This is a genomic window from Mesorhizobium sp. WSM4308 (assembly GCF_002294905.1).
Lineage (GTDB): Bacteria > Pseudomonadota > Alphaproteobacteria > Rhizobiales > Rhizobiaceae > Mesorhizobium.
The window spans coordinates 39,922-65,613 of the sequence record NZ_NSFW01000011.1 but is presented as its reverse complement, the minus strand read 5'-3'; the positions used below and the strand labels follow the sequence as shown (position 1 = coordinate 65,613).

24 protein-coding genes, 1 tRNA gene, 1 pseudogene and 1 riboswitch are annotated in these 25,692 nt (G+C 65.9%); of the genes and pseudogenes, 21 read left to right on the top strand and 5 right to left on the bottom strand.

Features of this window, described 5'->3' with window-relative positions:
• The first annotated feature begins 120 nt into the window (after nt 1-120).
• The 8 genes and pseudogenes from CK227_RS20855 (at nt 121) to CK227_RS20820 (ending at nt 10,144) form a co-directional block, all read left to right on the top strand.
• Entirely contained in the window at nt 121-1,320 is a 1,200-nt protein-coding gene (locus CK227_RS20855) for a winged helix-turn-helix domain-containing protein (RefSeq protein WP_095773027.1), read from the top strand.
• A gap of 29 nt (nt 1,321-1,349) precedes the next feature.
• Nucleotides 1,350-1,556, top strand: a riboswitch (cobalamin riboswitch).
• 39 nt (nt 1,557-1,595) lie between these two features.
• Nucleotides 1,596-2,024 (top strand): DUF1636 family protein, encoded by a 429-nt coding sequence (locus tag CK227_RS20850; protein ID WP_095773119.1) that lies wholly within the window; start codon nt 1,596-1,598, stop codon nt 2,022-2,024.
• A 2-nt stretch (nt 2,025-2,026) separates the two neighbouring features.
• A complete protein-coding gene (gene cobW / locus CK227_RS20845; protein WP_095773028.1) occupies nt 2,027-3,064 on the top strand; it encodes a cobalamin biosynthesis protein CobW in 1,038 nt (345 codons plus the stop codon).
• Between the two features lie 18 nt (nt 3,065-3,082).
• A complete protein-coding gene (locus CK227_RS20840; protein ID WP_095773029.1) occupies nt 3,083-6,616 on the top strand; it encodes a cobaltochelatase subunit CobN in 3,534 nt (1,177 codons plus the stop codon).
• Nucleotides 6,613-7,989, top strand: a pseudogene (cobG, locus tag CK227_RS20835) (precorrin-3B synthase); the annotation flags it as partial. The gene CK227_RS20840 and the pseudogene cobG, both read left to right, overlap by 4 nt.
• 6 nt (nt 7,990-7,995) lie before the next feature.
• Nucleotides 7,996-8,628: a precorrin-8X methylmutase gene (locus tag CK227_RS20830; RefSeq protein WP_095773120.1), complete on the top strand. Its 633-nt coding sequence runs from the start codon at nt 7,996-7,998 to the stop codon at nt 8,626-8,628.
• Nucleotides 8,625-9,383 (top strand): precorrin-2 C(20)-methyltransferase, encoded by a 759-nt coding sequence (locus tag CK227_RS20825; protein WP_095773030.1) that lies wholly within the window; start codon nt 8,625-8,627, stop codon nt 9,381-9,383. Before CK227_RS20830 ends, CK227_RS20825 begins: the two co-directional genes overlap by 4 nt.
• Nucleotides 9,380-10,144 (top strand): precorrin-3B C(17)-methyltransferase, encoded by a 765-nt coding sequence (locus CK227_RS20820; protein ID WP_095773031.1) that lies wholly within the window; start codon nt 9,380-9,382, stop codon nt 10,142-10,144. The genes CK227_RS20825 and CK227_RS20820 overlap by 4 nt, the downstream gene beginning before the upstream one ends.
• Here CK227_RS20820 and CK227_RS20815 read toward each other — a convergent pair.
• On the bottom strand, nt 10,108-10,869 hold the full coding sequence (locus tag CK227_RS20815) for a cobalt-precorrin-6A reductase (protein WP_095773121.1): 762 nt from the start codon (nt 10,867-10,869) through the stop codon (nt 10,108-10,110). The genes CK227_RS20820 and CK227_RS20815 overlap by 37 nt on opposite strands.
• Nucleotide 10,870: 1 nt before the next feature.
• On the opposite strand from CK227_RS20815, the gene cbiE reads away from it, so the two are divergent.
• Genes cbiE through CK227_RS20775 form a run of 8 tightly spaced genes read left to right on the top strand, consistent with a single transcriptional unit; the run spans nt 10,871 to nt 17,969 of the window.
• Nucleotides 10,871-12,106: a precorrin-6y C5,15-methyltransferase (decarboxylating) subunit CbiE gene (gene cbiE / locus CK227_RS20810; protein WP_095773032.1), complete on the top strand. Its 1,236-nt coding sequence runs from the start codon at nt 10,871-10,873 to the stop codon at nt 12,104-12,106.
• Nucleotides 12,103-12,489, top strand: coding sequence for a cobalamin biosynthesis protein (locus CK227_RS20805; RefSeq protein ID WP_095773122.1), 387 nt, complete (start codon nt 12,103-12,105; stop codon nt 12,487-12,489). Before cbiE ends, CK227_RS20805 begins: the two co-directional genes overlap by 4 nt.
• The gene (gene cobM / locus CK227_RS20800; protein ID WP_095773033.1) at nt 12,486-13,250 is read left to right on the top strand and encodes a precorrin-4 C(11)-methyltransferase; all 765 of its coding nucleotides are present in this window, start codon (nt 12,486-12,488) and stop codon (nt 13,248-13,250) included. The genes CK227_RS20805 and cobM overlap by 4 nt, the downstream gene beginning before the upstream one ends.
• Nucleotides 13,247-14,065, top strand: coding sequence for a uroporphyrinogen-III C-methyltransferase (gene cobA, locus CK227_RS20795; RefSeq protein ID WP_095773034.1), 819 nt, complete (start codon nt 13,247-13,249; stop codon nt 14,063-14,065). Before cobM ends, cobA begins: the two co-directional genes overlap by 4 nt.
• Nucleotides 14,062-15,381 (top strand): cobyrinate a,c-diamide synthase, encoded by a 1,320-nt coding sequence (locus CK227_RS20790; RefSeq protein ID WP_095773035.1) that lies wholly within the window; start codon nt 14,062-14,064, stop codon nt 15,379-15,381. The genes cobA and CK227_RS20790 overlap by 4 nt, the downstream gene beginning before the upstream one ends.
• Nucleotides 15,378-16,154 (top strand): adenosylcobinamide-GDP ribazoletransferase, encoded by a 777-nt coding sequence (locus tag CK227_RS20785; protein ID WP_095773036.1) that lies wholly within the window; start codon nt 15,378-15,380, stop codon nt 16,152-16,154. Before CK227_RS20790 ends, CK227_RS20785 begins: the two co-directional genes overlap by 4 nt.
• 39 nt (nt 16,155-16,193) lie before the next feature.
• A complete protein-coding gene (gene cobT, locus CK227_RS20780; protein ID WP_095773037.1) occupies nt 16,194-17,204 on the top strand; it encodes a nicotinate-nucleotide--dimethylbenzimidazole phosphoribosyltransferase in 1,011 nt (336 codons plus the stop codon).
• A gap of 24 nt (nt 17,205-17,228) precedes the next feature.
• Nucleotides 17,229-17,969, top strand: coding sequence for a hypothetical protein (locus CK227_RS20775; protein WP_095773038.1), 741 nt, complete (start codon nt 17,229-17,231; stop codon nt 17,967-17,969).
• A gap of 115 nt (nt 17,970-18,084) precedes the next feature.
• Here the strand turns inward: CK227_RS20775 and CK227_RS20770 are convergent.
• Nucleotides 18,085-18,160, bottom strand: a tRNA-Lys gene (locus CK227_RS20770).
• Nucleotides 18,161-18,266: 106 nt separating this feature from the next.
• Nucleotides 18,267-19,175 carry a PhzF family phenazine biosynthesis protein gene (locus CK227_RS20765; protein WP_095773039.1) on the bottom strand — a complete coding sequence of 303 codons (909 nt, stop codon included), beginning with the start codon at nt 19,173-19,175 and terminating at the stop codon, nt 18,267-18,269.
• Nucleotides 19,176-19,276: 101 nt separating this feature from the next.
• Between CK227_RS20765 and CK227_RS20760 the strand changes: the two genes are divergently transcribed.
• The 4 genes from CK227_RS20760 to CK227_RS20745 all read left to right on the top strand — a co-directional run bounded on the left by CK227_RS20760 (nt 19,277) and on the right by CK227_RS20745 (nt 22,971).
• Nucleotides 19,277-20,569 carry an efflux RND transporter periplasmic adaptor subunit gene (locus CK227_RS20760; RefSeq protein ID WP_095773040.1) on the top strand — a complete coding sequence of 431 codons (1,293 nt, stop codon included), beginning with the start codon at nt 19,277-19,279 and terminating at the stop codon, nt 20,567-20,569.
• A 4-nt stretch (nt 20,570-20,573) separates the two neighbouring features.
• Complete coding sequence (locus tag CK227_RS20755) at nt 20,574-21,281, top strand: ABC transporter ATP-binding protein (RefSeq protein ID WP_095773041.1); 708 nt, start codon at nt 20,574-20,576, stop codon at nt 21,279-21,281.
• A 103-nt stretch (nt 21,282-21,384) separates the two neighbouring features.
• Nucleotides 21,385-22,602: an ABC transporter permease gene (locus CK227_RS20750; RefSeq protein WP_095773042.1), complete on the top strand. Its 1,218-nt coding sequence runs from the start codon at nt 21,385-21,387 to the stop codon at nt 22,600-22,602.
• 126 nt (nt 22,603-22,728) lie between these two features.
• On the top strand, nt 22,729-22,971 hold the full coding sequence (locus tag CK227_RS20745; RefSeq protein ID WP_095773043.1) for a hypothetical protein: 243 nt from the start codon (nt 22,729-22,731) through the stop codon (nt 22,969-22,971).
• Here the strand turns inward: CK227_RS20745 and CK227_RS20740 are convergent.
• Both CK227_RS20740 and CK227_RS20735 read right to left on the bottom strand, forming a co-directional pair.
• On the bottom strand, nt 22,968-23,684 hold the full coding sequence (locus tag CK227_RS20740; RefSeq protein ID WP_095773044.1) for a hypothetical protein: 717 nt from the start codon (nt 23,682-23,684) through the stop codon (nt 22,968-22,970). The genes CK227_RS20745 and CK227_RS20740 overlap by 4 nt on opposite strands.
• 40 nt (nt 23,685-23,724) lie before the next feature.
• Nucleotides 23,725-24,840 (bottom strand): endonuclease/exonuclease/phosphatase family protein, encoded by a 1,116-nt coding sequence (locus tag CK227_RS20735; RefSeq protein WP_095773045.1) that lies wholly within the window; start codon nt 24,838-24,840, stop codon nt 23,725-23,727.
• Nucleotides 24,841-25,028: 188 nt separating this feature from the next.
• Here CK227_RS20735 and CK227_RS20730 point away from each other — a divergent pair, with 188 nt between their 5' ends.
• Nucleotides 25,029-25,625 (top strand): BA14K family protein, encoded by a 597-nt coding sequence (locus CK227_RS20730; protein WP_095773046.1) that lies wholly within the window; start codon nt 25,029-25,031, stop codon nt 25,623-25,625.
• Nucleotides 25,626-25,692: the final 67 nt, after the last annotated feature.

Sequence of the window (25,692 nt, the reverse complement as noted above, 5' to 3'; positions counted from 1 at the left end):
GATTTCCTTCGCCTTTTACTCCACTTTTCTCTCCTGACAGGGTTGCCGCAAAAACCCTGCTAGCATGGGCTGGAATCACCCGTCGGACCTCGGTCGAAACGCCCCTAGAGTGACAGTTGCATGAAGGAAAAGATCTCGCTTGCCGCCGCCCGGCGTATTGCGCTCGCCGCACAGGGATTTCTCGATCCCCGCCCAAATGGCACACCCGATCGCCGCCACTTTGCCCGTGTGCTCGCCCGCACCGGCCTGCTGCAGATCGATTCCGTCAGCGCGGTGGTACGCGCGCATTACATGCCGCTCTATTCGCGGCTCGGCCCCTACCCACTCGCTCTACTCGACAATGCCGCCGTGACGCGCAAGCGCACGGTCTTCGAATACTGGGCGCATGAGGCCTCGTTCCTGCCGGTCGAGACCTACCCGCTGATGCGCTGGCGCATGCAGCGCGCCGAGCAGGGCGACGAGATGTATCTGGGCCTGGCCAAATGGGGCCGCGAGCATGCCGCCTACATAGAAGAGATCTACCGCGAGGTCGTCGCGCGCGGCCCGATCGCGGCTTCGGCGCTGGAAGGCCAGAAAGGTTCGGGCGGCTGGTGGGGCTGGAGCCATGCCAAGCACGCCTTCGAATGGCTGTTCTGGGCCGGCCGCATCACCACGGCGCACCGCCGCGGCTTCGAGCGCTTCTATGATCTGCCCGAGCGCGTGCTGCCGCAGGCGATCCTCGACCTGCCCGTGCCGCCAGCCGAGGACGCGCACCGCGAATTGCTGCGCATTTCCGCCCGCGCCCATGGGGTGGCGACATCGGGCGATTTGCGCGACTATTTTCGGCTGTCGCCGGCCGACATGAAGGGCCGGCTGGAGGAACTGGTCGAGTTAGGTGAACTGCTGCCGGTGCGCGTCGAAGGCTGGGACAAGCCGGCCTACCTTCATAAGGACGCCCGCCTGCCCCGGAAGATCGAGGCCCGCGCCGTGCTGGCGCCGTTCGACCCGGTCGTCTTCGAGCGCTCGCGCTCGGAGCGGCTGTTCGATTTCCACTATCGCATCGAGATCTATACGCCGGCCGAGAAGCGCCAATACGGCTACTACGTCCTGCCTTTCCTGCTCGGCGACAGGATCGTCGCGCGCGTCGACCTCAAGGCCGACCGGCCTGCCAGCGTCCTGCGCGTCCACGCCGCCTACGCCGAGCCCAAGGCACCGCCCGAGACCGCCGCGCAGCTCTCCGAGGAACTGAAGCAGATGCAAGGCTGGCTCGGCCTCGAACGCATGGAAGTGACGCCTGCCGGCGATTTGGGCCTGGCGCTTGCCGACATCGCCATGTCGTAGCCGTGCGTTGACACCGCTGCCTGCAAAAGCCTAAATCCGCTCCAGACGGTCCCTTGCCCGCAACGGCAGGGGCTAAGAGGGAATGCGGTGAGAGGTGAAAAATCTCAAATCCGCGGCTGTCCCCGCAACTGTAAGCGACGAGCCAAGGCCGAAAGCCACTGGGATGTTCCCGGGAAGGCGGCACCCAAGGCGATAACCCGCGAGCCAGGAGACCTGCCGTCTGCGACAAAAGAATCCGATCGCCCGGCGGGTTTCCGGGCAAGGAGCCCGGTTTTTTGGACCAGAACGGCAGTTTTTCGGCTGGCACAGAGGACAATTCGTCCGCCGACGGCGAAGCCTTGGCCGGCGTCACGGTGATCGTCTGCGCCTCGTGCCGCGACGAGACTGGCTCCGACGCCCATCCCCGCGCCGGCGAACTCTTGGCTGACGACACACGCCGCGCCGCATCTGATGGAAACATCCGCATCCACACGGTCGAATGTCTCGGCAATTGCAAGCGCCGGCTGAGCGCCGCGATCCTGCGCGACGGCTGCTGGAGCTACGTCTTCGGCGACCTGACCGTGACCAGCGGCGCCGACCTCGTCGCCGGCGCCAAACTCTTCGCCACCTCGACGGACGGCCTCATTCCATGGCGCGGCCGGCCTGCTTCTCTTAAGCGCGGCCTCGTTGCCCGCATTCCTCCCCTCGACTTGTTGAAGGACTGATCATGAGCGCTTCCGTCACCCGCGTCCCCTGCACCGTCGTCACCGGCTTCCTCGGCGCCGGCAAGACGACGCTGGTTCGCCATCTCCTGGAGAACGCCGGCGGCAAGCGCATTGCGATCATCGTCAACGAGTTCGGCGACATCGGCATCGACGGCGAGATTTTGAAGGGCTGCGGCATCGACACCTGCCCGGAGGAAAACATCGTCGAACTGGCCAATGGCTGCATCTGCTGCACCGTGGCCGACGATTTCGTGCCCGCGCTCGACCAGATCCTGTCGCTGACGCCGAAGGTCGATCACATCCTGATCGAGACTTCGGGCCTCGCCCTGCCCAAGCCGCTGGTCCAGGCGTTCCAGTGGCCGACGGTGAAAAGCCGCGTGACCGTCGACGGCGTGATCGCTGTGGTCGATGGTCCCGCACTTGCCGAAGGCCGTGTCGCCAACGACATGGACGCCTTGCAGGCGCAGCGTGCGCAAGATGACAGCCTCGATCATGACGACCCGGTCGAGGAACTGTTCGAGGACCAGATCGCCTGCGCCGACCTGATCATCCTGTCGAAAAGCGATCTGATGGACGCCGCCGGCTCGGCCCGCGCCAACGCCATCATCGGCGAACACTCCGCCCGTGCCGTGAAGATTGTGCCGACCTCGCATGGCAAGGTCGATCCCTCCGTGCTGCTCGGGCTCGGTCTCGCCGTCGAGGACGACATCGAGAACCGTAAGTCGCATCATGACGGCGCGTTCGACCATGAGCATGACGACTTCGACACCTTCATCGTCGACATCCCCTCGATCGCCAATCCGGATGAGCTGGCACAGCGCGTCGCCGCCGCCGCCGAACAGGAAAACGTGCTGCGCGTGAAGGGCTTCGTCGAGGTCGGCGGCAAGCCGATGCGGCTCTTGCTGCAGGCGGTCGGCCCGCGCGTCAATCATTACTACGACCGCGCCTGGACCGCCGAGGACGACCGCCGTTCGCGCCTGGTCGTCATCGGCCTCAAGGGGCTGAACCGCCCGGCAATCGAGCGTATACTCGCCGGCTGATTTCAGACACGGGCCGCGATGCATATCCTCACCACGACCTCCGCCTCGCTCGACGATCTCGCCGAGCCGGTCGATCTGCGGCAGACGCCCGCGGATATCGTGGCCTTGTCCTTCACCGACAGCGACCTCGCGGGACTGGCGGCGGCCTGGAAGGCGGATGCCGCCCGCCTACCCTCGATGCGGCTGGCCGCCCTGCGCGACCTGCGCCACCCGATGTCCGTCGACCTCTGGATCGACAGCGTCGCCCGCCACGCCAAGATCATCCTGGTGCGCATCCTCGGCGGCTACGACTGGTGGCGCTATGGCTGCGACCAGCTGGCCTCGACCGCCCGCGAGCGCGGCATCAAGCTGGCGCTGCTGCCGGGCGAAAGCCATGACGAGGATATCAGGCTGATCGAAGCCTCGACGCTGCAGCGCCGGGAATTGGACGCCCTGCTCGGCTATTTCCGCGAGGGCGGCCCGGCCAATATGGGCGCGCTGGTCCAGAGGTTGGCCAGGCTGGCTGGGCAGGACGCGGCTGTGGTTGAGCCGGTGGCGGTGCCGAAGGCCGGCTACTACGAGCCAGGCCGCGGCGTCGTCCCCCTCCCCCTCGAGGGCGAGGGAAAGGTCGTGTCCATTCTCTTCTACCGCTCGATGCTTCTCGCCGCCGACGTCGCTCCGATCGACGCGCTTTTTGAAGCGCTGAGCGCGCGCGGCATAACCCCGGTTCCCATCTTCGTCTCCAGCTTGAAGGACCGGGCGTCACTCGCCTTCGTCGAAACCGCGCTGGCCTCTCTGAAACCCGCCGCCATCATCACCGCGACCGCCTTCGCCTCCGGTGCCGAACCCGGCATCGAAACCCTGTTCGACCGCGCCGGCGTGCCGGTCCTCCAGGTCATCGTCGCCACCACCCGCCGCGACGTCTGGGAAAGCAACCAGCGCGGCCTGGCACCCGCCGACCTCGCAATGCATGTCGTCCTGCCAGAGTTGGACGGCCGCATCCTCGCCGGCGCGATTTCCTTCAAGGGCGAAAGCGATGTCGATCCCGCGCTTGGCCACCGCGCCTTCGCCAACCGGCCGGAACCGGATCGTGTCGCGCAGGTGGCTGACCGCGTGGCAGCCTTTATCAAGTTGCAATACACGCCCCGCGCCGAACGCAAGCTGGCCATTCTGATCCCGGATTACCCAAGCGCTCCCGGCCGTACCGGCTATGCTGTCGGCCTCGACGTGCCGTCGAGCGTGTTGGCGATGCTGCATGACCTGAAGGAACAGGGCTATGCGGTTGAAGGGATCCCGCAATCGCCGCGCGAACTGCTGGATTTGCTGGAGCGGGGCGATGATGGGTTGGGGGTGGATGAGTATCTCGACCTTTCACGAGACCTGCCTGTCGAGGCAATGACTGCTGTTGAGGCGGCGTGGGGGAAAGCGGAAGACAAGACAGGTTTGCACGAGGCGCCCCCCTCTGTCCTGCCGGACATCTCCCCCACAAGGGGGGAGATTGAGCTGTTATCCGCGCTTTCGCCAATCTCAAACGTTGTAGAAAGGCTGCCGGCGCCGGAACTGCCGATCTCCCCCCAAGTGGGGGAGATGTCCGGCAGGACAGAGGGGGGCGCCTCGCGCCAACCTTCACAAACGACCTCAGCAAGCTTCCCCTTCCGCGCCGCCGCCTTCGGCAACATTACGGTCGCCCTCGCCCCAGACCGCGGCCGCTCCGCCGATCGCCGCGCCGACTACCACGATCCAACGCTGCCGCCGCGCCACGCCCTGATCGCCTTCGGCCTCTGGCTGCGCGAATCGCTGGGTGTGCATGCCCTGATTCATGTCGGCGCTCATGGCACGCTGGAATGGCTGCCGGGCAAGACCGTTGCGCTGTCGCAAAGCTGCTTCCCCGAGATCGTCACTGGCGCCCTGCCCGTGATCTATCCCTTCATCGTCTCCAATCCCGGCGAGGCAGCACAAGCCAAGCGACGCATTGCCGCCGTGACCCTCGGCCATCTGCCGCCGCCGCTGACCGGCGCCGGGCTGGACGAGGATCAGCACAGGCTCGAACGCCTGGTCGACGAATACGCCCAAGCCGACGGCCTCGACCGCCGCCGCCGCGACCGCCTGGCCAAGCTGATCGTCGACACGGCGCAAAAGACCGGCCTCGCCGCAGAAGCCGGTGTCGCCGGGACCGACGCACCCGACGAGGCGCTGCGCCGCATCGATGCCTGGCTCTGCGACCTCAAGGACTTCGCCATCAAGGACGGGTTGCATATCTACGGCCGCGCGCCCGACGATGAGGCCGACGCCAAGCGCCGCCAAAGTGCCGAGGCTGAAAGGTCAGCGCTGGTTGCCGCGCTGGACGGCCGCCACGTCAAGGCCGGCCCGGCCGGCGCGCCGACGCGTGGCCGCTCCGACGTGCTGCCCACCGGCCGCAATCTGTTCACGTCGGATCCCCGCACCATGCCGACGCCGACCGCCTATGATCTGGGCAAGGCGGCGGCCGAAGAAGTGGTGCGCGGCTATCTGCAATCGCATGGCGACTGGCCGCGTTCGCTGGTCATCGATCTCTGGGGCTCGGCCTCGCTGCGCACCGGCGGCGAGGAGATCGCACAAGGCCTGGCGCTGATGGGTTGCCGGCCGCAATGGGATGCCGCCACCGGCCGCATCACCGGCATCGAAGTGCTGCCGCCGGCCACGCTCGGCCGCCCGCGCGTCGACGTCACCTGGCGCATATCGGGCCTGTTCCGTGACATGTTCCCGACCCAGATCGCGCTGATCGACGCCGCTGCCAACGCCGTCGCCGCCCGCGACGAGGACGATTCGGAAAACCCGCTCGCGGCCCGGACCCGAGCGGACGGCAGGATTAGCCCGCGCATTTTCGGCACCTCGCCCGGCACCTATGGCGCTGGCGTCGAGGATCTCCTGTCCAGCGGCGACTGGGCAGCGCGCGAAGAGATCGGCCGCGCCTATCTCGACGCCACCTCGCATGCCTATGGCGGCGCCGGCGGCGAAGGCATCTCGGCGCCGGGCGCGTTTGAAACCCGCATCGCCGAAGCCGATCTTCTGGTCCACACCGGCGACGACCCCGGCCGCGACATTCTCGAAGGCTCCGCCGACGTCGCCTTCATCGGCGGTTTTTCGGCCGCGCTTGCCGCCCTTGGCCGGAATGCCGATGTCATCGTGCTCGACACGACGGACCCGCAAAAGCCGAAGCCGCGGTCGGTCGGTGAGGCCGTATCTCGCGTGGTGCGCGCCCGCGCCGTCAATGCGCGCTTCATATCAGGCCAGATGCGGCACGGCCCGCGCGGCGCCTCCGAATTCGCCGAGACGGTCGACCGGCTGGTCGGCTTCGCCGAAACCACGCATGCCATTTCAGGCGCGCTGATCGAGGCCGTGCACGATGCCTATGTCGACGACGCGGAAGTCCGCGCCTTTATCCTTCGGGAAAACCCGGCGGCCGCGAAACTCATTGCCGAGCGTTTTCTCTCGGCGCGCCGGCGCGGCCTCTGGCATCCCTTGCGCAATTCCATCGACGACGATCTCGCCGCGCTGATTGCCGAGGCCGAAGCGCTGGGAGTGGCGGCATGAACGCCTTCTCACGTCGCGGCGCCTGTCCGGCCCTGTCGGCGCCGATGCAGACCGGCGATGGGCTGCTGGTGCGGCTCAACCCGGTTGCCGGAGGCCGATCTTCTGAAGGATTGTCGCCGAAGCTGTTGATCGGTCTGGCCGAATCCGCCCTGCGGCATGGCAACGGTGTCATGGAAGTGACAGCGCGTGGCAGCTTGCAGATACGTGGCTTGACGGAGGACAGCGCAACGCTGCTGGCAGCGGAAGTCGATGCGCTGGGCATTGCGGTGCGGACCGGCGTGCCGGTCGAGACGGGGCCGCTGGCGGGGATCGACCCGCAGGAGATCGCCGATCCGCAACCGCTGGCTGAGCGGGTCAGGGCGGCGATCGAGGATGCTGGGCTGACGCCAAGGCTGGGACCGAAAGTGTCTGTCGTGGTGGACGGCGGCGGGCAGCTGACGCTGGATGCGGTGACGGCCGATGCGCGGCTGAAGGCGGTGCGGAATGGTGCCGAGGTTCGGTGGCAGGTGTCTGTTGCGGGTGATGGGCAGAATGCGAAGCTGCTCGCCACCGTAAGCGACGACGCGGCGCGCGACATTGCCGTTGCAGTGCTGAGGATGGTCGCAGAGAAAGGCCGCGAGGCTCACGCAAGAGACTTGTCGGAAAGGCAGTTGGTGTCTCTTGCGGATTGGCTATGCTTGCCAAGTTTGCGCGAGGCGCCCTCCTCTGTCCTGCCGGACATCTCCCCCTCGCGCAAACCTATCGGCCGTTTCCCATTAGCCGGCGACACTTTCAGCCTCGGCATTGCCCTTCCCTACGGCAGCATGCCTGCCGACAAAATCATCGTTCTCACCCAAAGCGCCGTCACCCTCGGCACCACCGAAATCCGCCTCGCCCCAGGCCGCGCGATGCTCTTCCTCGGCCAACCCTCGGACACCGATCCGTCTCTCCAAGCCACTGCCGCCAGCCTCGGCTTCGTCACCTCCCCCGCCGACCCGCGCACGCGCATCGCCGCCTGCCCCGGCACGCCGGCCTGCGCCTCCGGCCGCATCGCCACCCGTGACATCGCCGAGACGATCGCCGCCGAAAACGCCGACATCCTCGACTTCACCATGCACGTTTCCGGCTGCGCCAAGGGCTGCGCGCATCCCGGCCCGGCGGCGCTCACAATCGTCGGCGGCGAAAATGGAGCCGGACTTGTCGTGAACGCGACGGCAAAGGCTCTTCCTGCCGGCTACAGGCCGGGCTATGACGCCGCGCGCGGCATCGGTCGCGTCGCGGCGGTGATCCGCAGCGCACGATTTCAGGGCGAGACCGCCGCTGCTTGCCTGACAAGGCTCGGGCCGGCGGCCATCGCCGAGATTTACCGACAGGCCCAAACTAAAAAAACGGAAATGAGCATGGCCGCCTACGACTACATCCACGACGGCACGGCGATCTACGAGCGCTCCTTCGCCATCATCCGCGACGAGGCGAACCTTTCGCGCTTCTCCGAAGCCGAGGCCGATGTCGCCATCCGCATGATCCATGCCTGCGGCCAGGTCGAAGCATCGAGCCATTTCGTTTTCTCGCCTGACTTCGTCACCGCCGCGCGCAGCGCTCTTGCCGCCGCCGCGCCGATCTTCTGCGATGCGGAAATGGTTTCGCACGGTGTCACCCGCGCCCGGTTGCCGGCCGGCAACGAGGTGATCTGCACACTGCGCGACCCGCGCACGCACGACATTGCCAAAGCCATCGGCAACACCCGCTCCGCCGCCGCGATCGACCTGTGGGGCGAACGCATGGCCGGCTCCGTCGTCGCCATCGGCAATGCGCCGACCGCACTCTTCTATCTCCTGGAGAAACTGCGCGACGGCGCACCGAAGCCGGCGGCCATCATCGGCATGCCCGTGGGCTTCGTCGGCGCCGCCGAATCGAAGGATGCGCTGGCCGAGAATTCCTACGGCGTGCCCTATGCCATCGTGCGCGGCAGGCTCGGCGGCAGTGCCATGACCGCCGCCGCGCTCAATTCCCTGGCGAGGCCCGGCCTGTGAACGCGCTTCCCAAAGGCAAGCTCGTTGGCGTCGGCACCGGTCCCGGCGACCCCGAACTGTTGACTCTGAAGGCCGCGCGGGCCCTGGCCGAAGCCGATGTCGTGGCGTACTTCGCCAAGCGCGGCAACAACAGCAATGCGCGGGCCATCGTCGAGGCGCGCTTCCGCCCGGATATGCTGGAACTGCCGCTGCTCTATCCCGTCACCACCGAGATCGACAAGGATCACGACGACTATCGCTCGCAGATTACCGGTTTCTACGAGGAGTCGGCGCAAAAGGTCGCCGAACATCTCGAAGCAGGCCGAATGGTTGCCGTCCTGTCCGAAGGCGACCCGCTGTTCTACGGCTCCTACATGCATCTGCATGTGCGTCTCGCCCATCGTTTCCCGACCGAGGTCATTCCCGGCGTCACCGCTATGTCCGGCTGCTGGTCGCAGACCGGTGTTCCGATCGTCCAGGGCGATGACGTGCTGACCGTGCTGCCCGGCACGATGAGCGAATTCGAGTTGACCCGTCGGCTGGCCGACACCGATGCCGCCGTCATCATGAAGGTCGGCCGCAATCTGCCCAAGATCAGGCGTGCGCTGGAAGCCACCGGCAAGCTGACCCGCGCCGTCTATGTCGAGCGCGGCACCATGGCCGGCAGCGTCTCGATGAAGCTCGCCGACAAACGGGACGACAAGGCGCCCTATTTCGCCATCATATTGGTCGCCGGCTGGTCCGGCCGGCCCGGGGCGTTGGGAGCGCAGGCATGAGCGGCCGTCTCACCGTCATCGGTCTCGGGCCCGGCAATGCCGACCAGGTCACCCCTGAAGCCAGCCGCGCCGTGGCCGAAGCGAAGTTCTTCTATGGCTACAAGCCCTATCTCGACCGGCTCGAACTGCGCCCGGACCAGGCTCGTGTCGCGTCCGACAACCGCGAGGAACTCGCCCGCTCCAAGGATGCCTTGATCAAGGCCGCCGAGGGCCACGACGTTGCCGTGGTTTCCGGCGGCGATCCCGGCGTCTTTGCCATGGCCGCGGCCGTCTGCGAGGCGATCGAGGCCGGCCCGGCCGAATGGCGCGCGGTCGATGTCGCCGTCGTGCCTGGCATCACCGCAATGCTCGCTGTCGCCGCCCGTATCGGCGCCCCGCTCGGTCATGATTTCTGCGCCATTTCGCTGTCCGACAATCTGAAGCCGTGGGACCTGATCGAGCTGCGTCTGCTGGCGGCGGCCGGCGCCGGCTTCGTCATCGCGCTCTACAACCCGATCAGCAAGGCGCGCCCCTGGCAGCTTGGCCGCGCCTTCGAGTGCCTGACCGCGATCCTGCCCGGAACCACGCCAGTCATTTTCGGCCACGCCGCCGGCCGTCCGGACGAGCGCATCGAGGTTTATCTGCTGGCCGATGTCGACGCGCAAAAGGCCGACATGGCGACCTGCATCATCATCGGCTCGCCGGAAACCCGTATCATCAAGCGCGGCGACAAACCGGCGCTGGTCTACACGCCACGCTCGGCAGCGGGCTCGACGAAATGATCCACCATCGCGGCGAGCTCATCGACGGTTTGAGCCGAAGGCACCTCCGGCAGATCAGGCCTGCGGACCATGATCACCTCGATGCCAAGCGATCGCGCGGCGGCAATCTTGCCGTACGTGGCAGCGCCGCCGCTGTTCTTGGAGACGACCACGTCGATGCGATGCTTTTCGAGCAGCGCGCGTTCTTCCGCCTCGCCAAACGGCCCGCGCGCCAGCAGATAGGTCGCATCCGGCACGGCCAGCTGCGGCTCGACCGGATCGACGCTGCGAATGAGGTAGTGATGCCGGGGGGCTGCTTCGAAGGCAGCAACCTCTTGCCGGCCAAGCGCCAGGAAGACGCGCCGCGGCGCCGGGCCAAGCGCTCGCACGGCATCGCCTGTTGTATCGACCAGCGTCCAGCGGTCGCCTTCGACTGGCTCCCAGCCGGGGCGGCGCAAAGCAAGGATCGGCACACCGGTCAGCCGCGCCGCTTGCGCGGCATTGGCGGCGATTCGCGCCGCGTAAGGATGTGTGGCGTCGATCAGCAGACCGGTGCCGGTCTCCCGGAGATAGGCGGCCAGCCCCTCGGCGCCGCCAAAGCCTCCGCTTCGCACTGGCACGCCTTGCGCGATCGGGTTTTCCGTGCGGCCGGCCAGCGACAGCGTGACCGAGGCGCGTACCGCCAGTTTGACGGCCAGTTGCCGGGCTTCCGTGGTGCCGCCGAGGATCAGAATGCGGTGGGTCATCATGCCTGCTGAAAGTTCGCGCGGCGCCAGGCCGAAATGGCTGACGGTGATCGGCATCGGCGAGGACGGTTTAGCGGGTCTCGGCGACGAGGCCAAGCAGCGGATTGCCAAGGCCGAGATCATCTTCGGCGGCAAGCGGCATCTGGCGCTGGTCGCGTCCTTCGCCAAGGGCGAGCCGCGGCCCTGGCCGGTGCCATTCGATGCCGGGATGGCCGATGTGCTGGCGCTTGCCGGCAGAAACGTCTGTGTGCTCGCCTCCGGCGATCCTTTTTTCCACGGCGTGGGCGCCACCCTCGCCCGCAAGGTCAAGCCGCGGGAGATGCATGTCATCCCCGCGCCGTCGGCGGTTTCGCTGGCCGCCGCCCGCCTTGGCTGGGCGCTGCAGGATATCGAGATCGTCTCGCTGCATGGCCGGCCACTCGACCTGATCCGGCCGTTGCTGCAGCCCAATGCGCGCATCCTGGCGCTGACATCTGATGCCGAAGCGCCTGATGCAATTGCCCGCCTGCTCACCGAACTCGATTTCGGCGCCTCGCGGTTGACGGTTCTTGAGGCGCTGGGCGGGCCAAAGGAGAACCAGCGCGCCGCCCGCGCGGATGCCTTCGACGTCGAAAACATCAATCCACTCAACGTGCTGGCGATCGAAATTGATTCGAACCCGCAAGCCCGCGTCTTGCCGCTCACGGTTGGTCTTGCCGACCACCTGTTCGACCATGACGGCCAGATCACCAAACGCGAAATCCGCGCCATCACCCTGTCGTCGCTGGCGCCGAGGCGCGGCGAATTGCTGTGGGACATCGGCGCCGGCTCGGGCTCCATCGGCATCGAATGGATGCTGGCGCACCCCTTGATGCGAACGATCGCCATCGAAGCCGATCCGACCCGCGCCGCCCGCATCCACCGCAACGCCGCCGCCTGTGGCGTTCCCGGCCTTGTCGTGGTGGAAGGCAGCGCGCCCAAGGCGCTGGCCAGACTGGACACGCCGGACGCGATCTTCATCGGCGGCGGCGGCAGCGATACCGGCGTGTTGAACGCTGCCATCAAGGCGCTGCGTTCCGGCGGCCGGCTCGTCGCCAACGCTGTGACGCTGGAGATGGAAGCCTTTCTTCTCGCGCAGCACACAAAGCTCGGCGGCGATCTTACCCGGATAAACATCTCTCGCGCATCTCCGGTCGGCTCGATGCAGGCCTGGCGGCCGGCAATGCCGGTCACCCAATGGAGCTGGGTGAAGCCATGATGGTCGCAGGCATCGGCAGCCGCAAAGGCGTGAGCGCTGAAGACGTGCTTGCCGCGATTGAAACCGCTCTCGAAGCGCATGGGCTGGCCGTGACGGCGCTTTCCGCACTGGCAACTGCCGCACCGAAGAAGGATGAAGCGGCGATTGCCGCCGCCGGCCGCACGTTGAACCTTCCGCTCATCATCGTCGATGACGCGGCCCTTCGTGGCGCCGCAGGGGACACGCTGAGCCACTCCGACCTGTCGCAAGCAGTCGCCGGCACGCCCTCGGTTTCCGAGGCATCCGCCCTTGCCGTGGCCGGCACCGGCGCAAAGCTGCTTGGCCCCCGCATCGTGCTCGGCCCGGTCACCTGCGCCATCGCCATCAGCGGAGACGCGCCATGACCGTTCATTTCATCGGCGCCGGTCCGGGTGCGGCCGACCTCATCACGCTGCGTGGCGCAAGGCTCCTGGCAAGCTGCCCGGTCTGCCTGCATGCCGGCTCGATCGTCGCGCCTGAATTGCTGCAGCATTGCGCGCCGGGGACGAAACTGATCGACACCGCGCCGATGTCGCTCGACGAGATCGAGGCGGCCTATGTCGAGGCACACAAATCGGGCCATGATGTCGCCCGCCTGCATTCCGGCGACCTGTCGGTGTGGAGCGCCGTTGCCGAACAGATCCGCCGGCTGGGAAAGCACGGCATCCCCTACACGCTGACGCCGGGCGTGCCCTCCTTCGCGGCCGCGGCCGCAGCACTTCGCCGCGAGCTGACCATTCCCGAAGTCGCGCAAAGCCTGGTGCTGACCCGCGTTTCCGGACGTGCTTCAAAAATGCCGCCGGGCGAAACGCTGGCCGGCTTCGGCCGCACCGGCGCGACGCTCGCCATTCATCTGGCCATCCACGCCATCGACCGCGTCGTCGCCGAATTGACGCCGCATTATGGCGGCGATTGTCCGGTGGCGATCGTCTTCCGCGCCTCCTGGCCGGACGAGCGGGTGCTGACCGGTACGCTGGAAACGATCGAGGCACGGCTGGCCGCCGATCCGATGGAGCGCACCGCGATCATCTTCGTCGGCCGCTCGCTGGCAGCGGAAGGTTTTGGCGAAAGTTCATTGTACGACGCCCACTACCAGCGGCGTTTTCGCGGACGGGACGGATTGTGAGCGGCAACACCAAAAACAACGGCGGCAACGCCACGCTCGAACGGGCCTTTTCGCGGCTGAATTTCAAGCCGCACCCGCTGGAGCCGGGCCATGTCTGGCTGGCCGGGGCCGGCCCCGGCGACCCCGGCTGCCTGACGCTGGAAGTGCTGGCGGCTTTGGCCGAAGCGGATGCGCTGGTCTACGACGCTCTGGTTTCACCTGACGTCGTCGCCGTTGCCGCAAGCGCCGAGCTGTTCTTTGCCGGCAAGCGCGGCGGCCAGCCCTCGATGAAGCAGGATGACATCACCGCTCTGCTGGTCCGGCTGGCGCGCGCAGGCCGCCGCGTTATCAGGCTCAAGGGCGGCGATCCCTATATTTTCGGCCGTGGCGGCGAAGAAGCCTTGGCACTCGCACGCGAAAACATCCCCTTCCGCGTGCTGCCGGGCCTGACATCCGGCCTCAGCGCGCTCGCCGCAACCGGCATCCCGGCCACCATGCGCGGCATCAACAAGGCTGTGATCCTGGCGACCGGCCACGCCGCCGGCACTGACGACGATATCGACTGGGCGGCGATCGCCCGCACCGGCCAGCCTGTCGTGGTCTATATGGGCATGGCCAATTTGCCTTTGATCGCGGCAGCTCTGCTCGATGGCGGGCTGGCGCCGTCGACGCCGGCGGCGGTGATCGTCGCCGCCACCACGCCGCAGGAGCGGACCGTCGTCGCCACGCTCGCCACAATCGCCGAGGAAGCAGCCGCCGCCGGGCTGACCTCGCCGGCGCTGATCGTCGTCGGCGGCATAGTCGCCATGCGCGCCGCATTGACGGGGCAGGCATGACCGCCCGCGCCATCATCATCGGCGCGCCGCGCTCCGGCTCGGGCAAGACTAGCGTCACCATCGGTATCTTGCGCGCGCTCGCCCGGCGCGGCCTGAAGGTGCGCGGCGCCAAATCCGGCCCCGACTATATCGACCCCGGCTTCCACACCGCCGCCACCGGCCTTTCCGGCGTCAATCTCGACAGCTGGGCGATGCCGCCGTCGCTGCTCAATGCGCTGGCCGCGCAACAGGCCGACGACACCGATTTCGTCATCCTCGAAAGCGCCATGGGCCTGTTCGACGGCATTCCGGCCGCGCCGGGGCGAACCGGCTCTGCCGCCGACCTTGCCCGGCTCTATGGCCTGCCGGTGCTGCTGGTCCTCGACGTGTCGGGCCAGTCGACCACGGCGGCCGCTGTCGCCAAGGGGTTCGCCACCTACGATCCGCATGTGCGCATGGCCGGCGTCGTGCTCAACCGGCTGGGCAGCGAACGCCATCGCAAGCTGTCCGGCGACGCCATCGAGGCGATCGGCCTGCCCGTTGTCGGCGCCATTTTACGCGACCCTACGCTGAACCTGCCCGAGCGCCATCTCGGCCTCGTCCAGGCCGGCGAGTATGATGATCTGATGGCGCATCTCGACCGGCTGGCCGACATGGCGGAGAAATCGCTCGACCTCGATGCCGTGATGAGGCTGGCGACGCCCCTCGCCCCGGCGGCCGGCGATTTTGGCGATGCGCTGCGGCCCCCCGGTCAACGTATCGCGCTTGCCGAGGATGCCGCCTTCACTTTCCTTTACCCGCATGTCGCAGCCTATTGGCGCAAGGCCGGCGCGGAGATCGTTCGGTTCTCGCCGCTTGCCGATGAGGCGCCCGACGATAGCTGCGATGTCTGCTGGCTGCCCGGCGGCTATCCCGAGCTTCACGCCGGCAAGCTTGCCGCCGCTGCGAATTTCCATACCGGAATGGCGCATTTCGCCGCGACCAGGCCCGTCCATGGCGAATGCGGCGGCTTCATGGTGCTTGGCGAAGCGCTGGAGGATGCTGCCGGCGAAACGCATCGCATGCTCGGCCTGCTCGGACACGCCACCAGCTTCGCCAAGCGAAAGATGAATCTCGGCTATCGCGAGGCGCGGCTGCGCGCCGATTGCCCGCTGGGGGTTCAAGGCGCGCTGATCCGGGGCCATGAATTCCACTATGCGCAGATGACGGCCACCGGCAATGACGAGCCTCTGGCCGACCTTGCCGACGGCCAGGGCAATCCGATCGGCGCTTCCGGCTACCGGCGTGGTCGTGTCAGCGGTACCTTCTTCCATGCGATAGCGAGGGCCAGCGCGTGAAGCTCCCGAATTTGACCCTTTCGCCCAGGCAAATCCTCGACGACATCGCGCTTTGCCTGGTCTTCTTCACCCGCCTGCCTTTGCCCGACCTCGACTTTCGCGGCCGCGGCCTTGCCGCCGCGATCTGGGCCGCACCGGCCACCGGCCTCGTCGTCGGCCTGATCGGCGCCATCGTCTTTGCCACAGCGGAACGATTCGGCCTTGCCATGGGGCCGGCGGCAGCACTTGCCCTCGTGGCAACCGTGATCACCACCGGATGTCTGCACGAGGATGGACTGTCCGACGTCGCCGACGGCTTTGGCGGCGGCAAGTCGCGCGGCCGCAAACTCGACATCATGCGCGACAGCCGCATCGGCGCCTATGGCGCCATGGCGCTGGCCCTGTCGCTGCTGATTCGCTGGAACGTGCTTTCGGAACTGGTGGATCCCACCCAGGCGCTCTTTGCCCTTGTTGCCGCGCACGCGGCATCGCGGGGCGTACTGGGCGCCTTCATGCATCTGTTGCCGCCGGCGCGCACCGACGGCCTCTCGGCCGGCGCCGGCACCGTCTCGCTTGAAACCGCGATCGCCGGCGCCGTGCTTGGCGCGATCCCGCTCCTCTTGCTCGGGGCCGGCGGCGCCATCGCCGCGCTGATCCTGCTCGGCCTGTTCTTTGCCGCCTTCCACGCCCTTTGCCTCAACCAGATCGGTGGCCAGACCGGCGACACGATCGGAGCCTTGCAGCAGGTGAGTGAAATCGCGGTGCTTCTCGTCGCCTCCGTTGCGCTTTCCTGATTCCCTTCGACTTGATTCCCTTCCGGAGACCTTGCCCCCATGCCTTTCAAATCCCTCGATGAATTGCGCGCCGCCTGCCTCGACCTGCCTGCCGGCAGCGATACAGCCGCCAAAGCCGTTGCCACCCGCCAGGACACGCTGACGAAGCCGCAAGGCAGCCTCGGCCGGCTGGAAACCATCGCCGCCTGGCTGGCGCGCTGGCAGGGCCGCGACATGCCCAGGCTCGACCGGGTGAAAATCTTCGTCTTCGCCGGCAATCACGGCGTCACCGCTCAAGGCGTGTCGGCCTATCCCTCCGAGGTCACCGTGCAGATGGTGGCGAACTTCGCCGGCGGCGGTGCCGCCATCAACCAGCTTGCCCGCATCGCCGGCGCCGAACTCGATGTCATCCCGCTCGATCTCGATCATCCCACCGGCGACTTCACGCAAGTGCCGGCAATGGATGAGAAAGCCTTTCTCGCCGCGGTCTCGGCGGGCTATGACGCCGTAACGAAAGACCTCGACCTGGTCTGCTTTGGTGAAATGGGCATCGGCAACACCACGCCGGCGGCTGCCATTTCGGCGGCGCTGTTTGGTGGTGGGGCGGAAAAATGGACCGGGCGCGGCACCGGCGTCGACGACGCCGGCCTGAAGCGCAAAGTGGTCGCCATCGAAGCCGGGCTCGAGCGGCACGCCGCGGCCCTCACCGACCCGCTGGCTATCGCCGCGGCCCTTGGCGGCCGCGAACTCGCCGCCATCTTCGGCGCGACGCTGGCCGCCCGCCATCTCGGCATACCCGTGCTGCTCGACGGCTTCGTCTGCACCGCCGCCGCCGCCCCGCTGGCCAGGCTGCATCCGACTGGCCTCTCCCACACCATCGCGGCCCATGTTTCGGCCGAATCGGGCCATCGCCGCCTGCTCGAAGCGCTCGGCCTGCCCCCCCTGCTCGATCTCGGCATGCGGCTCGGCGAAGGCTCCGGCGCCTGCCTGGCCGTCAACATCGTCCGCTCGGCGCTGGAGTGCCATGCGAGGATGGCTAGCTTTGCCGAGGCCGGGGTATCGGAGAAGTAGACCGCAACGCCCGGATCACACCTGATGAATGAGCCCTTGCAGATTCTCGGGGACCCCAAACAGGGACTTCGCGATATTCTTGCTCGGATTATCCGGGATTTCGACAGCAAAAGCGGGGCTTTTGCCGGCCTGAAGTACAATTCGCCGTGGATACTGGCAACACAGGATTGGGCAGAACGATCTGGCCATACGGTCGAAGAGCTGTGCGAGATGATTTCTCAATGGCGAATTTCAATCTTTTCCGGCGAGCAGGCAGGCCCGGGAATCGTTCAAGTTTTTGAAGACGTCCGCAGCGCTGCAGAAGAGTGGAGAACCGAGACAGGTTACGTCGATCCACCCCTTCCTCATGATCCTGAAGAGGCAAAATTCCCCAATCGCAAAGAACTAAAGGCGCATACCCTTAAAGCTTGGGATTCTTTGGGATTATCGACGCAATGGCATCACTATGATGCCCGAGACCTTAGTTTCAGCGGAATCTTCGAAGATAGATTTGGTCACAACGTTAGATTATCGATGACGTTCAAGCTCGCATATGGTGGCCCTATAAGATTGTTCTTCCAATTCCCTTACTATTCGGAAGGCGATCCGAGACATCTAGATCTCTTTATACTTTCGGGCGGGTTTGTGCGCCAGGACCTTCGTTTGCCCGAATCACCCGATCTTAAATGGATCGTCGGTAAAAGCAGGACAAACTTCGACACCATCGACGGCGTCTTGGCCATCGTGCGGGCAATCCTCAGTTATTTGCGACCCACGCTTCAGTAGCCAAGCCCGCACCGCCGCTCGAGCCTCGGCAGGCTCGCGCCGGAATCGACGCATGCTTAAGACGCGCCAAACGCATCTCGCTTTCAGGGTCTTTCCACCAAGTCTTCAAGGAATTTGGTGGGTGCGCACAGGATTGAACTGTGGACCCGCTGATTAAGAGTCAGCTGCTCTACCAACTGAGCTACGCACCCACTCGGCCGGCAAAAACCGGCGTTGGCGGGCATATAGCCGCCACCATCGGTCATGTCTAGCCCTGCCGGAATCATTTCCCGACAAATCGACAAACCCTTCCTGCGATCAGACGAACAGCCTGCCTTCCGCCACCTTGACCGCGTTACCGCCAATGCGCGCCGAGGCCAGTTTTCCGCCCTGCACGGTCAGTTCCAGGCGGATGCGCGACGGCCGGCCCATCTCCAGCCCCTGCTCGATCCACAGCTGCGAAATGCCATCCGTCGGAGCATCGAAATGCATGATGGCGCCGGCAAAGGCCGCCGCTGCCGAACCGGTCGCCGGATCTTCATAGGAAGGCGTGCCCGGCACGATCATGCGCACATGGAAGGCGCTTTCATGGTTCACCGTCTCGCGGCAATAGACATAGGGGCTGGCGAAGGCCCACTCGCTCTTGCGCGGCGCCAGTTCCGACCAGGCCTGGTTGTCCAGCCGGATGCGGCCCGCCGCTTCGAGATTGGCAACAGGAATGGTCACATAGGGCACGCCCGCCGACCAGAAGGCGACGCGGTGATTCTCGAAGCCGATCTCATGCGGCGCCAAGCCGAGGGCGGCGCCGATCGCCTGCGGATCGGCCTCGAGCTTCAACGGCTCCGGCAATTTCGCCAGGTCGAATTCGGCGAAAGCGGCGCCGTCATGCCTACTGACGGCGCAGCGCACCGGGCCGATGTTTTCCTCCAGCACGAAGATGCCGGCCCCGCTTTCGCCAGCCAGGTCGGCCAGCGCGATTGCCGAGCCAACTGTCGGGTGGCCGGCGAACGGCATTTCATAGTCCGGCGTGAAGATGCGGATGCGGTTTTTATGCTTGGGATTGTCCGGCGGCAGCACGAAGACCGTCTCGGACAGGTTGAATTCGCGCGCGATGGCCTGCATCGCTGCCGTGTCCAGACCTTTGCAATCCAACACCACGGCCAGGGGGTTGCCGGCCAGTCGCACGGTCGTAAACACATCGTAAAGCAAGTAGTTCCGGGGTTGCATTCCTGCCTCAATCCCAACATGGGCGAAATTTAATTTGATATTTGAACCGGTAACCCTGATCTGTGCACAGATAGGGACATTGCGCATCATAGGGGTCCGACGTGGACCAGATTGTCAATCTGCCAAAGACGGAATCGGATTCCGCCATCGCGACGGCGCTCGGGCTCGACAAGAAGGGGCGGAGCAAGACGCGCCGGCGTGGCTGGCTCTATGTGTTGCTGGCCCTGACCGTGCTCGCCGCCGGTCTTGGCCTCTATCAGTGGTATGCGGGCACGCCCGCCAGGATCGACTACACCACGGTGCCGGCCGCCAAGGCCGACCTTACCGTCCAGGTCTCGGCAACGGGCACGCTGCAGCCGCTCACCCAGGTCGATATTTCCAGCCAGCTCTCCGGCATCATCCGCTCGGTCTCTGTGAATGAGAACCAGCAGGTGAAGAAGGGCGACGTGCTGGCGGCCCTCGACACCACCAAGCTGCAGGTGCAGATCGAGCGCGCCGAGGCTTCCGCCAAGGGCGCGGCCGCCAATGTCGAGGACGCCACGGTGACGCTCGCCGAGAACGAGCGCGCGCTGGTGCGCGCGGCCGCCTTGACCAGGCGCGGCATGGCGACCGACCAGTCGCTGGAGGCGGCGACGGCGACGCGCGACCGCTCGAAGGCCGCGCTTGATAGCGCTCAGGCCAATCTCGCCATCGCCAATGCCGATCTGAAATCGCAGCAGACCGACCTTGCCAACAGCACCATCTATGCGCCGATCGACGGCATCGTGCTGACGCGCTCGGTCGACCCCGGCCAGACGGTCGCCTCCTCGCTGCAGGCGCCGGTGCTGTTCATCATCGCCGCCGATCTGCGGAACATGGAGCTGGTGGCGGCGGTCGACGAGGCCGATATCGGCGCCGTCAAGACTGGCCAGCATGCGCGCTTCACCGTCGACGCCTTCCCCGAGCGGCCATTCGACGCCGAGATCCGCGACATTTCCTATGCCTCGGTCACGACGGACGGCGTCGTCACCTACAATGCGCGGCTCGAGGTCGACAACAACGAGTTGTTGCTGCGCCCCGGCATGACCGCCACGGTTTCGGTCGTCACAAGACAGGCCAAAGATGTGCTGACCGTGCCCGCCAGCGCCTTCCGCTATCGCCCGACGCAGCAAGCAGCACGCGCATGGAGCTTCAGCGACCTGTTCACCGGCCGCATGGGCCGTCCGGGCGGCAATCGCCAGCGCCAGGCCGCAACGGCCCCCACCGACGGTTCGCGCACGCTCTATGTGCTGGAGAACGGACGGCCGCGTGCGGTCAACGTCAAGATCGGCTCGACCGATGGCGAACTGACCGAGATCACGTCCGGCCTGGAGGAAGGCGCGCAGGTCATCACCGCCTCGCAATTGCGGAGCTGAGGCCGTGGCCGCGGGCGCGCCTCTCATCACCTTCGACAAGGTCTGGAAGAGCTACGGCCAGGGCGAGGCCCGGGTGCACGCGCTGGCCGGCGTCGACCTTGCCATCCGGCGCGGCGAATTCGTCGCCATCATGGGCCCGTCCGGGTCGGGCAAATCGACGGCGATGAACATCATCGGCTGCCTCGACACGCCGACGGCCGGAACCTACTCCTTCTTGGGCGTCGACGCCGGCCGGCTCGACCGCAACCGCCGCGCCATGCTGCGTAACCTCTATGTCGGCTTCGTCTTCCAGGGCTACAATCTCCTGGCGCGCACCACGGCGGCGGAAAATGTCGAACTGCCGCTGATCTATCGCGGCGTGGCCAGCCGCGAGCGTCGCGACCTTGCCATGCAGGCGCTCGCCCAGGTCGGCCTGGTCGGCCGCGAGCATCACACGCCGGCCGAGCTCTCCGGCGGCCAGCAGCAGCGCGTGGCCATCGCGCGCGCCATCGTCACGCGGCCGATGCTGCTCGTCGCCGACGAGCCGACCGGCAATCTCGACACCGCCCGCACGCATGAGATCATGGAACTGCTGACAAAGCTCAACAAGGAGCTCGGCCTGACCGTCACCATGGTCACCCACGAGGCCGATGTCGCCGACTATGCCGAGCGCACCATCCGCTTCCTCGACGGCCATGTCGCCTCCGACGACGTGAACTTGGAAACGACTTAGCCATGACGCCGAAAAGTGGAATCCGGTTTTCGGTCAGAATCATGGCCAAACAGGAAGATAGAGCCCCATCCCGGCTCTTTCGGGATGGGTCAGGCACTATATCATGATCTGGGAAACCGTCCGCCTCTCGCTACGCTCGATCCGCCGCAACGTGCTGCGCTCCTTCCTGACGCTGCTCGGCATCGTCATCGGCGTCGCCGCCGTCATCGCCATGCTGACCATCGGCTCGGGCACGACGCAGAAGGTCAAGGCCGACATCTCCAAGCTCGGCAGCAATCTTCTGGTCGTCCGCGCAGGACACCCGGCAGGCCCCGGCGGCCCGGGCGGGCTCGACCAGGTGGTGCGGCCGCTCGCCGAGAAGGACCTCGCGACGCTGGTCGCGCATTTGACCGGCGCGCGCGCCATTTCGCCGGCCTCGCAAAAGCAGGTCCGCGTCATCTTCGGCACCGAGAGCCTGACCTCAGGCGTCACCGGCACCGACAGCGCCTATCTCGATGCGCGCGACTGGAAGCTGGTATCGGGCCGTCCGTTCAGCGATTCCGAAACCCGCTCGGGCACCGGCGTCTGCCTGATCGGCGAGACGGTGCGCCAGCAATTCTTCGGCGCAGGCGATCCCGAAGGCGAGATCATCCGCGTCAACCGCACCTCCTGCAAGATCATCGGCCTGCTCGAACCCAAGGGCTACACCGGCTTCGGCCAGGACCAGGACAATGTCGTCCTGATGCCGCTGCACGCCTATCAGCGCCGCATCGCCGGCAATCGTGACATCGACAACATCTACATCGCCGCCGACGACCGCACGCCGACCAGCGAGTTGCAGCCGCGCGTCGAGGACATTTTGCGCGATATCAGGCGCATCACGCCGGATCGCGAAAGCGATTTCGCCATCCGCGACATGACGCAGATCGCCGACGCCATGGCCAGCGCCACCACCACCATGACCGGCATGCTGGGCGCGGTCGCCGGCGTCAGCCTTCTGGTCGGTGGCATCGGCATCATGAACATCATGCTTGTCTCGGTCACCGAGCGCACGCGCGAGATCGGCATCAGGCTCGCCATCGGCGCGCACGAAAAGCACATCCTGATTCAATTCCTGGTCGAGGCGACGGTGCTGTCGCTGCTCGGCGGCATCATCGGCATCCTGATCGGCCTGGCACTCGCCGGCCTGGCCTCAGCGACGCTGACCATCCCCTTCGTGCCGAGCCCGGCGGTCATCCTGCTCGCCGTCGGCTTCTCGGCGCTGATCGGCATGGTGTTCGGCTTCTTCCCGGCCCTGCGCGGTGCGCGCCTCGATCCGATCGACGCGTTGAGGCACGAGTAAAAGGCCGGACCGGCTCCGCCACGACTGCGGCCATCCCCAACCTTGGACGCTCGCCTGCATCGACAGCCCTGTCGCCTGCTGGTCGACGATGCTAAGGCAAGACATCTCCGGTCGAGGGAACGACACATGAGCAAGAAGACACGACTGATCGTGACGATGGTGATCATCGAGGCCGCCCTGGCAGGCATCTGGTGGTATCTCGCCCGCTTCGGCATGGCCAATCCCGATCGCGTCACCTCGGATTTCCAGGCAGTCGTCGGCCAGACCATGGGAATGGCCATGGGTGGGTTGCTGGGCATCGGCTTTATCTTGTTCCTCGTCGCGGCCCGCAACGACCGCAAGGCGGCGCAGGAGAAGACGCGCCCTTAATCCACGCCGGAAAAGTGCCACTCGATCAGCGGCTTCATATACGATGTCAGCCCGTCCGGCAGGTCGCCGGCATGGCGTATGACCACCGGCCCTTGGATCTCCGGATCGGTTTCGCTGGCGACGAAGGCTGAGATTCGCCGCGCGATCTCATCAGCCGGCGCCGGCTCGTGATAACGGCGGAAGATCACCGTGCCGCTGTTCGTCGACAAGGCGTGATAGCGCTCGCCGCGCTCAGCAGCCGACAGGTCGAGGCCGGTCTCCTCGCGCACCTCGCGGATCATGTTGAAGTCGACATCGACCAGCCCATCGCGGAAATCGACCGGCTCGAACGAACCGGCGGCGAAATAGACGCGGCCGGCATTGACCGTGTGACGTCCCATGCGGATCGCCACCAGCGCATTGTCGCCGGCCACCAGCATGGCATGGGCATAGGCGTGCTCGGCTCCGGAATTCTCGCGCTGCTTCCGCCAGAGCATGAAGGTGGAGTAGTTGACCGCATGGCAGCGGCCGATCAGGCTGTTGTCACGCCAGGCAAGCTGCGACAGCAGCACCACCGTGCCGTCGAACAGCGCCGGATTGGCTGCTATCTCGCGCTGCCAGTTCTCGGCGATCGCCGCGGCATTATCCCTGGCGAAGGGATGCGGGCCGGGATCGAGCCGGACGTCGACGGCATCGACGGGCAGGATGACATTGCGCGGAAGATCGAAACTCATGCGTCTAAGCCCCAATGTCGCCTATCGAGCCCGATTATGCTTATCCAACCATGTCCAGCGTGATCGCCACCGGGCAATGGTCCGATGCTTTCGGCCGGTCCCAGCCGGCGCGCGGAAAGCGCTCGACTTCCTGGCCAGCCGGAAAGATCGTGCGCCAGGGCTGGCCATTGCGGATGATTTCGGGAACAGCGGTGGTGTTCTTCGCCGCCAGCCCCCTGGACAGCAGGATATAGTCGAGCTGGCAGAGATGCCGCTCCTCGGGTCCGCGCGTGTGATAGAAGGTCCAGCGGTTCATTTCCGGCCGACGCTCGATGACGTTCTCGCAGAAGCCGCCGGCGGTCAGCACGTCGATGCAGGACCGCGCCTCGTCGATCACCTCGAAATGGTAGCCGTCGACATCATCGCCGGCGATCTTCACGCGCTGGCGGTAATCGTTCATGTCGCCACAGATCGCCCAGCGCTTGTCGGCGGCATGGTCCTTGCCGAAACGCTCCTCGATGATCCGCCGCACCGCTTGCGCCTCGGCGATGCGCACCGGCATCGTCGCCTCGCGCCCGTCGAGCCCGTTGCGCGGCGAGCCCATCGACTTGAAATGCACGAGATAGAGCGTCAGCGGCACGCCGCCGACGGTGATGTCGACTTCCAGGCAGTCGCGCCGGAAGATGCGTTCATTGGCCTGGCTGCCGAGGGCCGCCAGTTCAGGCGTGTGCAGCCCGAACTGCTCGTAGGTGACGTAGGCATGGCTGGTCATGCGCACGAATTCGATCGGCTGTCCCTGCGCGGTCTCGTTGCGCATCATCACGGCGACATCGATGCCGCGCGAGTCATTGCCCGAGGTGGTGTATTTCTGCCGATAGCCCTGCCCCACCATCTTGAACAGATAGCCGTATTCGAAGGCCTTCAGCGCCTCGATATTGTCGACCTCCTGCATGCAGATGATGTCGGCCCGGGTGGCGGCGATCGCCAGCGCCGTCAGCTGGCGCGTGTCGTCGGACTGCGCGATGGCGCGGGCCTGCTCCAGCATCTTGTATTCGGCTTCGCTCTGTATATCGAACAGCGCCAGCGTCCGATCCTCGTTGAGCTGGTTGCGATAGCCGGAAAAGTCGAACCTGTTCATCAGGTTCTCGACATTGAAGGTGGCAAGGCGCAGCGACATGCCCTGACCTTTGCCTGCAAGAGCGCCGGAACACAAGATCGCAGGACCACAAGCCAAGATCGTTTGGACCTGACGGCATTCGCGCCATGGTTGACGGAACCTTTCCGTTCATCCGCCGTTCAGACGCAAAGATCCACAGTAGGCCCATTCCAGGGTAGGCGTGGGGCCTTTAGCTCTTGGAGAGTGTTATGAACTCGCTCTTTTCATCCACGGTAAAATCGGGGCTTGTCGCCCTGGGCGTCATATCAGGCATCACGGCGCCATCAGCTGCCGGACCGATCATGCAACCGGATCTGGCGCTTCCCACAAGCACGCCGGCGCCAACGGTCACGCCGGTTCGCGACGAGTGGGCGGGCGGCAATGACCGCCAATTCAACAACGACAATTGGAGATGGCGCCGGTCAGGTAACTGGAACGGTGGTCGGCACTGGAACGGTGGAGGCAACTGGAACGGCGATCGGCACTGGAACGGTGGAGGCAACTGGGACGGCGGCGACAATTGGCGCTGGCGCCATGGTCGCCGGCACTATCACGGCGGCTACTATGACGATGGCGCAGCCGCGATCCTTGGCCTTGGCCTCGGGCTTGGCCTCGGCAGCATGTACAACAATTACAACAACTACGACTACTATGCGCCGGCACCGCGCCGCTACTACCGCGCCGGGCGGCTTTCCAACGCCCATGTCCGGTGGTGCTATAACCGCTACCGGTCGTACCGCGCCTGGGACAACACGTTCCAGCCCTATGGCGGCCCGCGCCAGCAATGCTGGTCGCCCTATAGCTGAGCTGTAGGTCAGACCGAACAAGGTAAAATGAAAACGGCGCCGCGCGGCGCCGTTTTTTGTTTTGATC

Excerpts from the sequence above, each read along its gene's own strand:
- CK227_RS20855 (WP_095773027.1), top strand. The coding sequence starts at position 121 with ATGAAGGAAAAGATCTCGCTTGCCGCCGCCCGGCGTATTGCGCTCGCC.
- cobW (WP_095773028.1), top strand. The coding sequence starts at position 2,027 with ATGAGCGCTTCCGTCACCCGCGTCCCCTGCACCGTCGTCACCGGCTTC.
- CK227_RS20840 (WP_095773029.1), top strand. The coding sequence starts at position 3,083 with ATGCATATCCTCACCACGACCTCCGCCTCGCTCGACGATCTCGCCGAG.
- CK227_RS20830 (WP_095773120.1), top strand. The coding sequence starts at position 7,996 with ATGGCCGCCTACGACTACATCCACGACGGCACGGCGATCTACGAGCGC.
- CK227_RS20820 (WP_095773031.1), top strand. The coding sequence starts at position 9,380 with ATGAGCGGCCGTCTCACCGTCATCGGTCTCGGGCCCGGCAATGCCGAC.
- CK227_RS20815 (WP_095773121.1), bottom strand. The coding sequence starts at position 10,869 with ATGACCCACCGCATTCTGATCCTCGGCGGCACCACGGAAGCCCGGCAA.
- cbiE (WP_095773032.1), top strand. The coding sequence starts at position 10,871 with ATGCCTGCTGAAAGTTCGCGCGGCGCCAGGCCGAAATGGCTGACGGTG.
- CK227_RS20805 (WP_095773122.1), top strand. The coding sequence starts at position 12,103 with ATGATGGTCGCAGGCATCGGCAGCCGCAAAGGCGTGAGCGCTGAAGAC.
- cobM (WP_095773033.1), top strand. The coding sequence starts at position 12,486 with ATGACCGTTCATTTCATCGGCGCCGGTCCGGGTGCGGCCGACCTCATC.
- CK227_RS20790 (WP_095773035.1), top strand. The coding sequence starts at position 14,062 with ATGACCGCCCGCGCCATCATCATCGGCGCGCCGCGCTCCGGCTCGGGC.
- cobT (WP_095773037.1), top strand. The coding sequence starts at position 16,194 with ATGCCTTTCAAATCCCTCGATGAATTGCGCGCCGCCTGCCTCGACCTG.
- CK227_RS20775 (WP_095773038.1), top strand. The coding sequence starts at position 17,229 with ATGAATGAGCCCTTGCAGATTCTCGGGGACCCCAAACAGGGACTTCGC.
- CK227_RS20765 (WP_095773039.1), bottom strand. The coding sequence starts at position 19,175 with ATGCAACCCCGGAACTACTTGCTTTACGATGTGTTTACGACCGTGCGA.
- CK227_RS20750 (WP_095773042.1), top strand. The coding sequence starts at position 21,385 with ATGATCTGGGAAACCGTCCGCCTCTCGCTACGCTCGATCCGCCGCAAC.
- CK227_RS20745 (WP_095773043.1), top strand. The coding sequence starts at position 22,729 with ATGAGCAAGAAGACACGACTGATCGTGACGATGGTGATCATCGAGGCC.
- CK227_RS20740 (WP_095773044.1), bottom strand. The coding sequence starts at position 23,684 with ATGAGTTTCGATCTTCCGCGCAATGTCATCCTGCCCGTCGATGCCGTC.
- CK227_RS20735 (WP_095773045.1), bottom strand. The coding sequence starts at position 24,840 with ATGTCGCTGCGCCTTGCCACCTTCAATGTCGAGAACCTGATGAACAGG.
- CK227_RS20730 (WP_095773046.1), top strand. The coding sequence starts at position 25,029 with ATGAACTCGCTCTTTTCATCCACGGTAAAATCGGGGCTTGTCGCCCTG.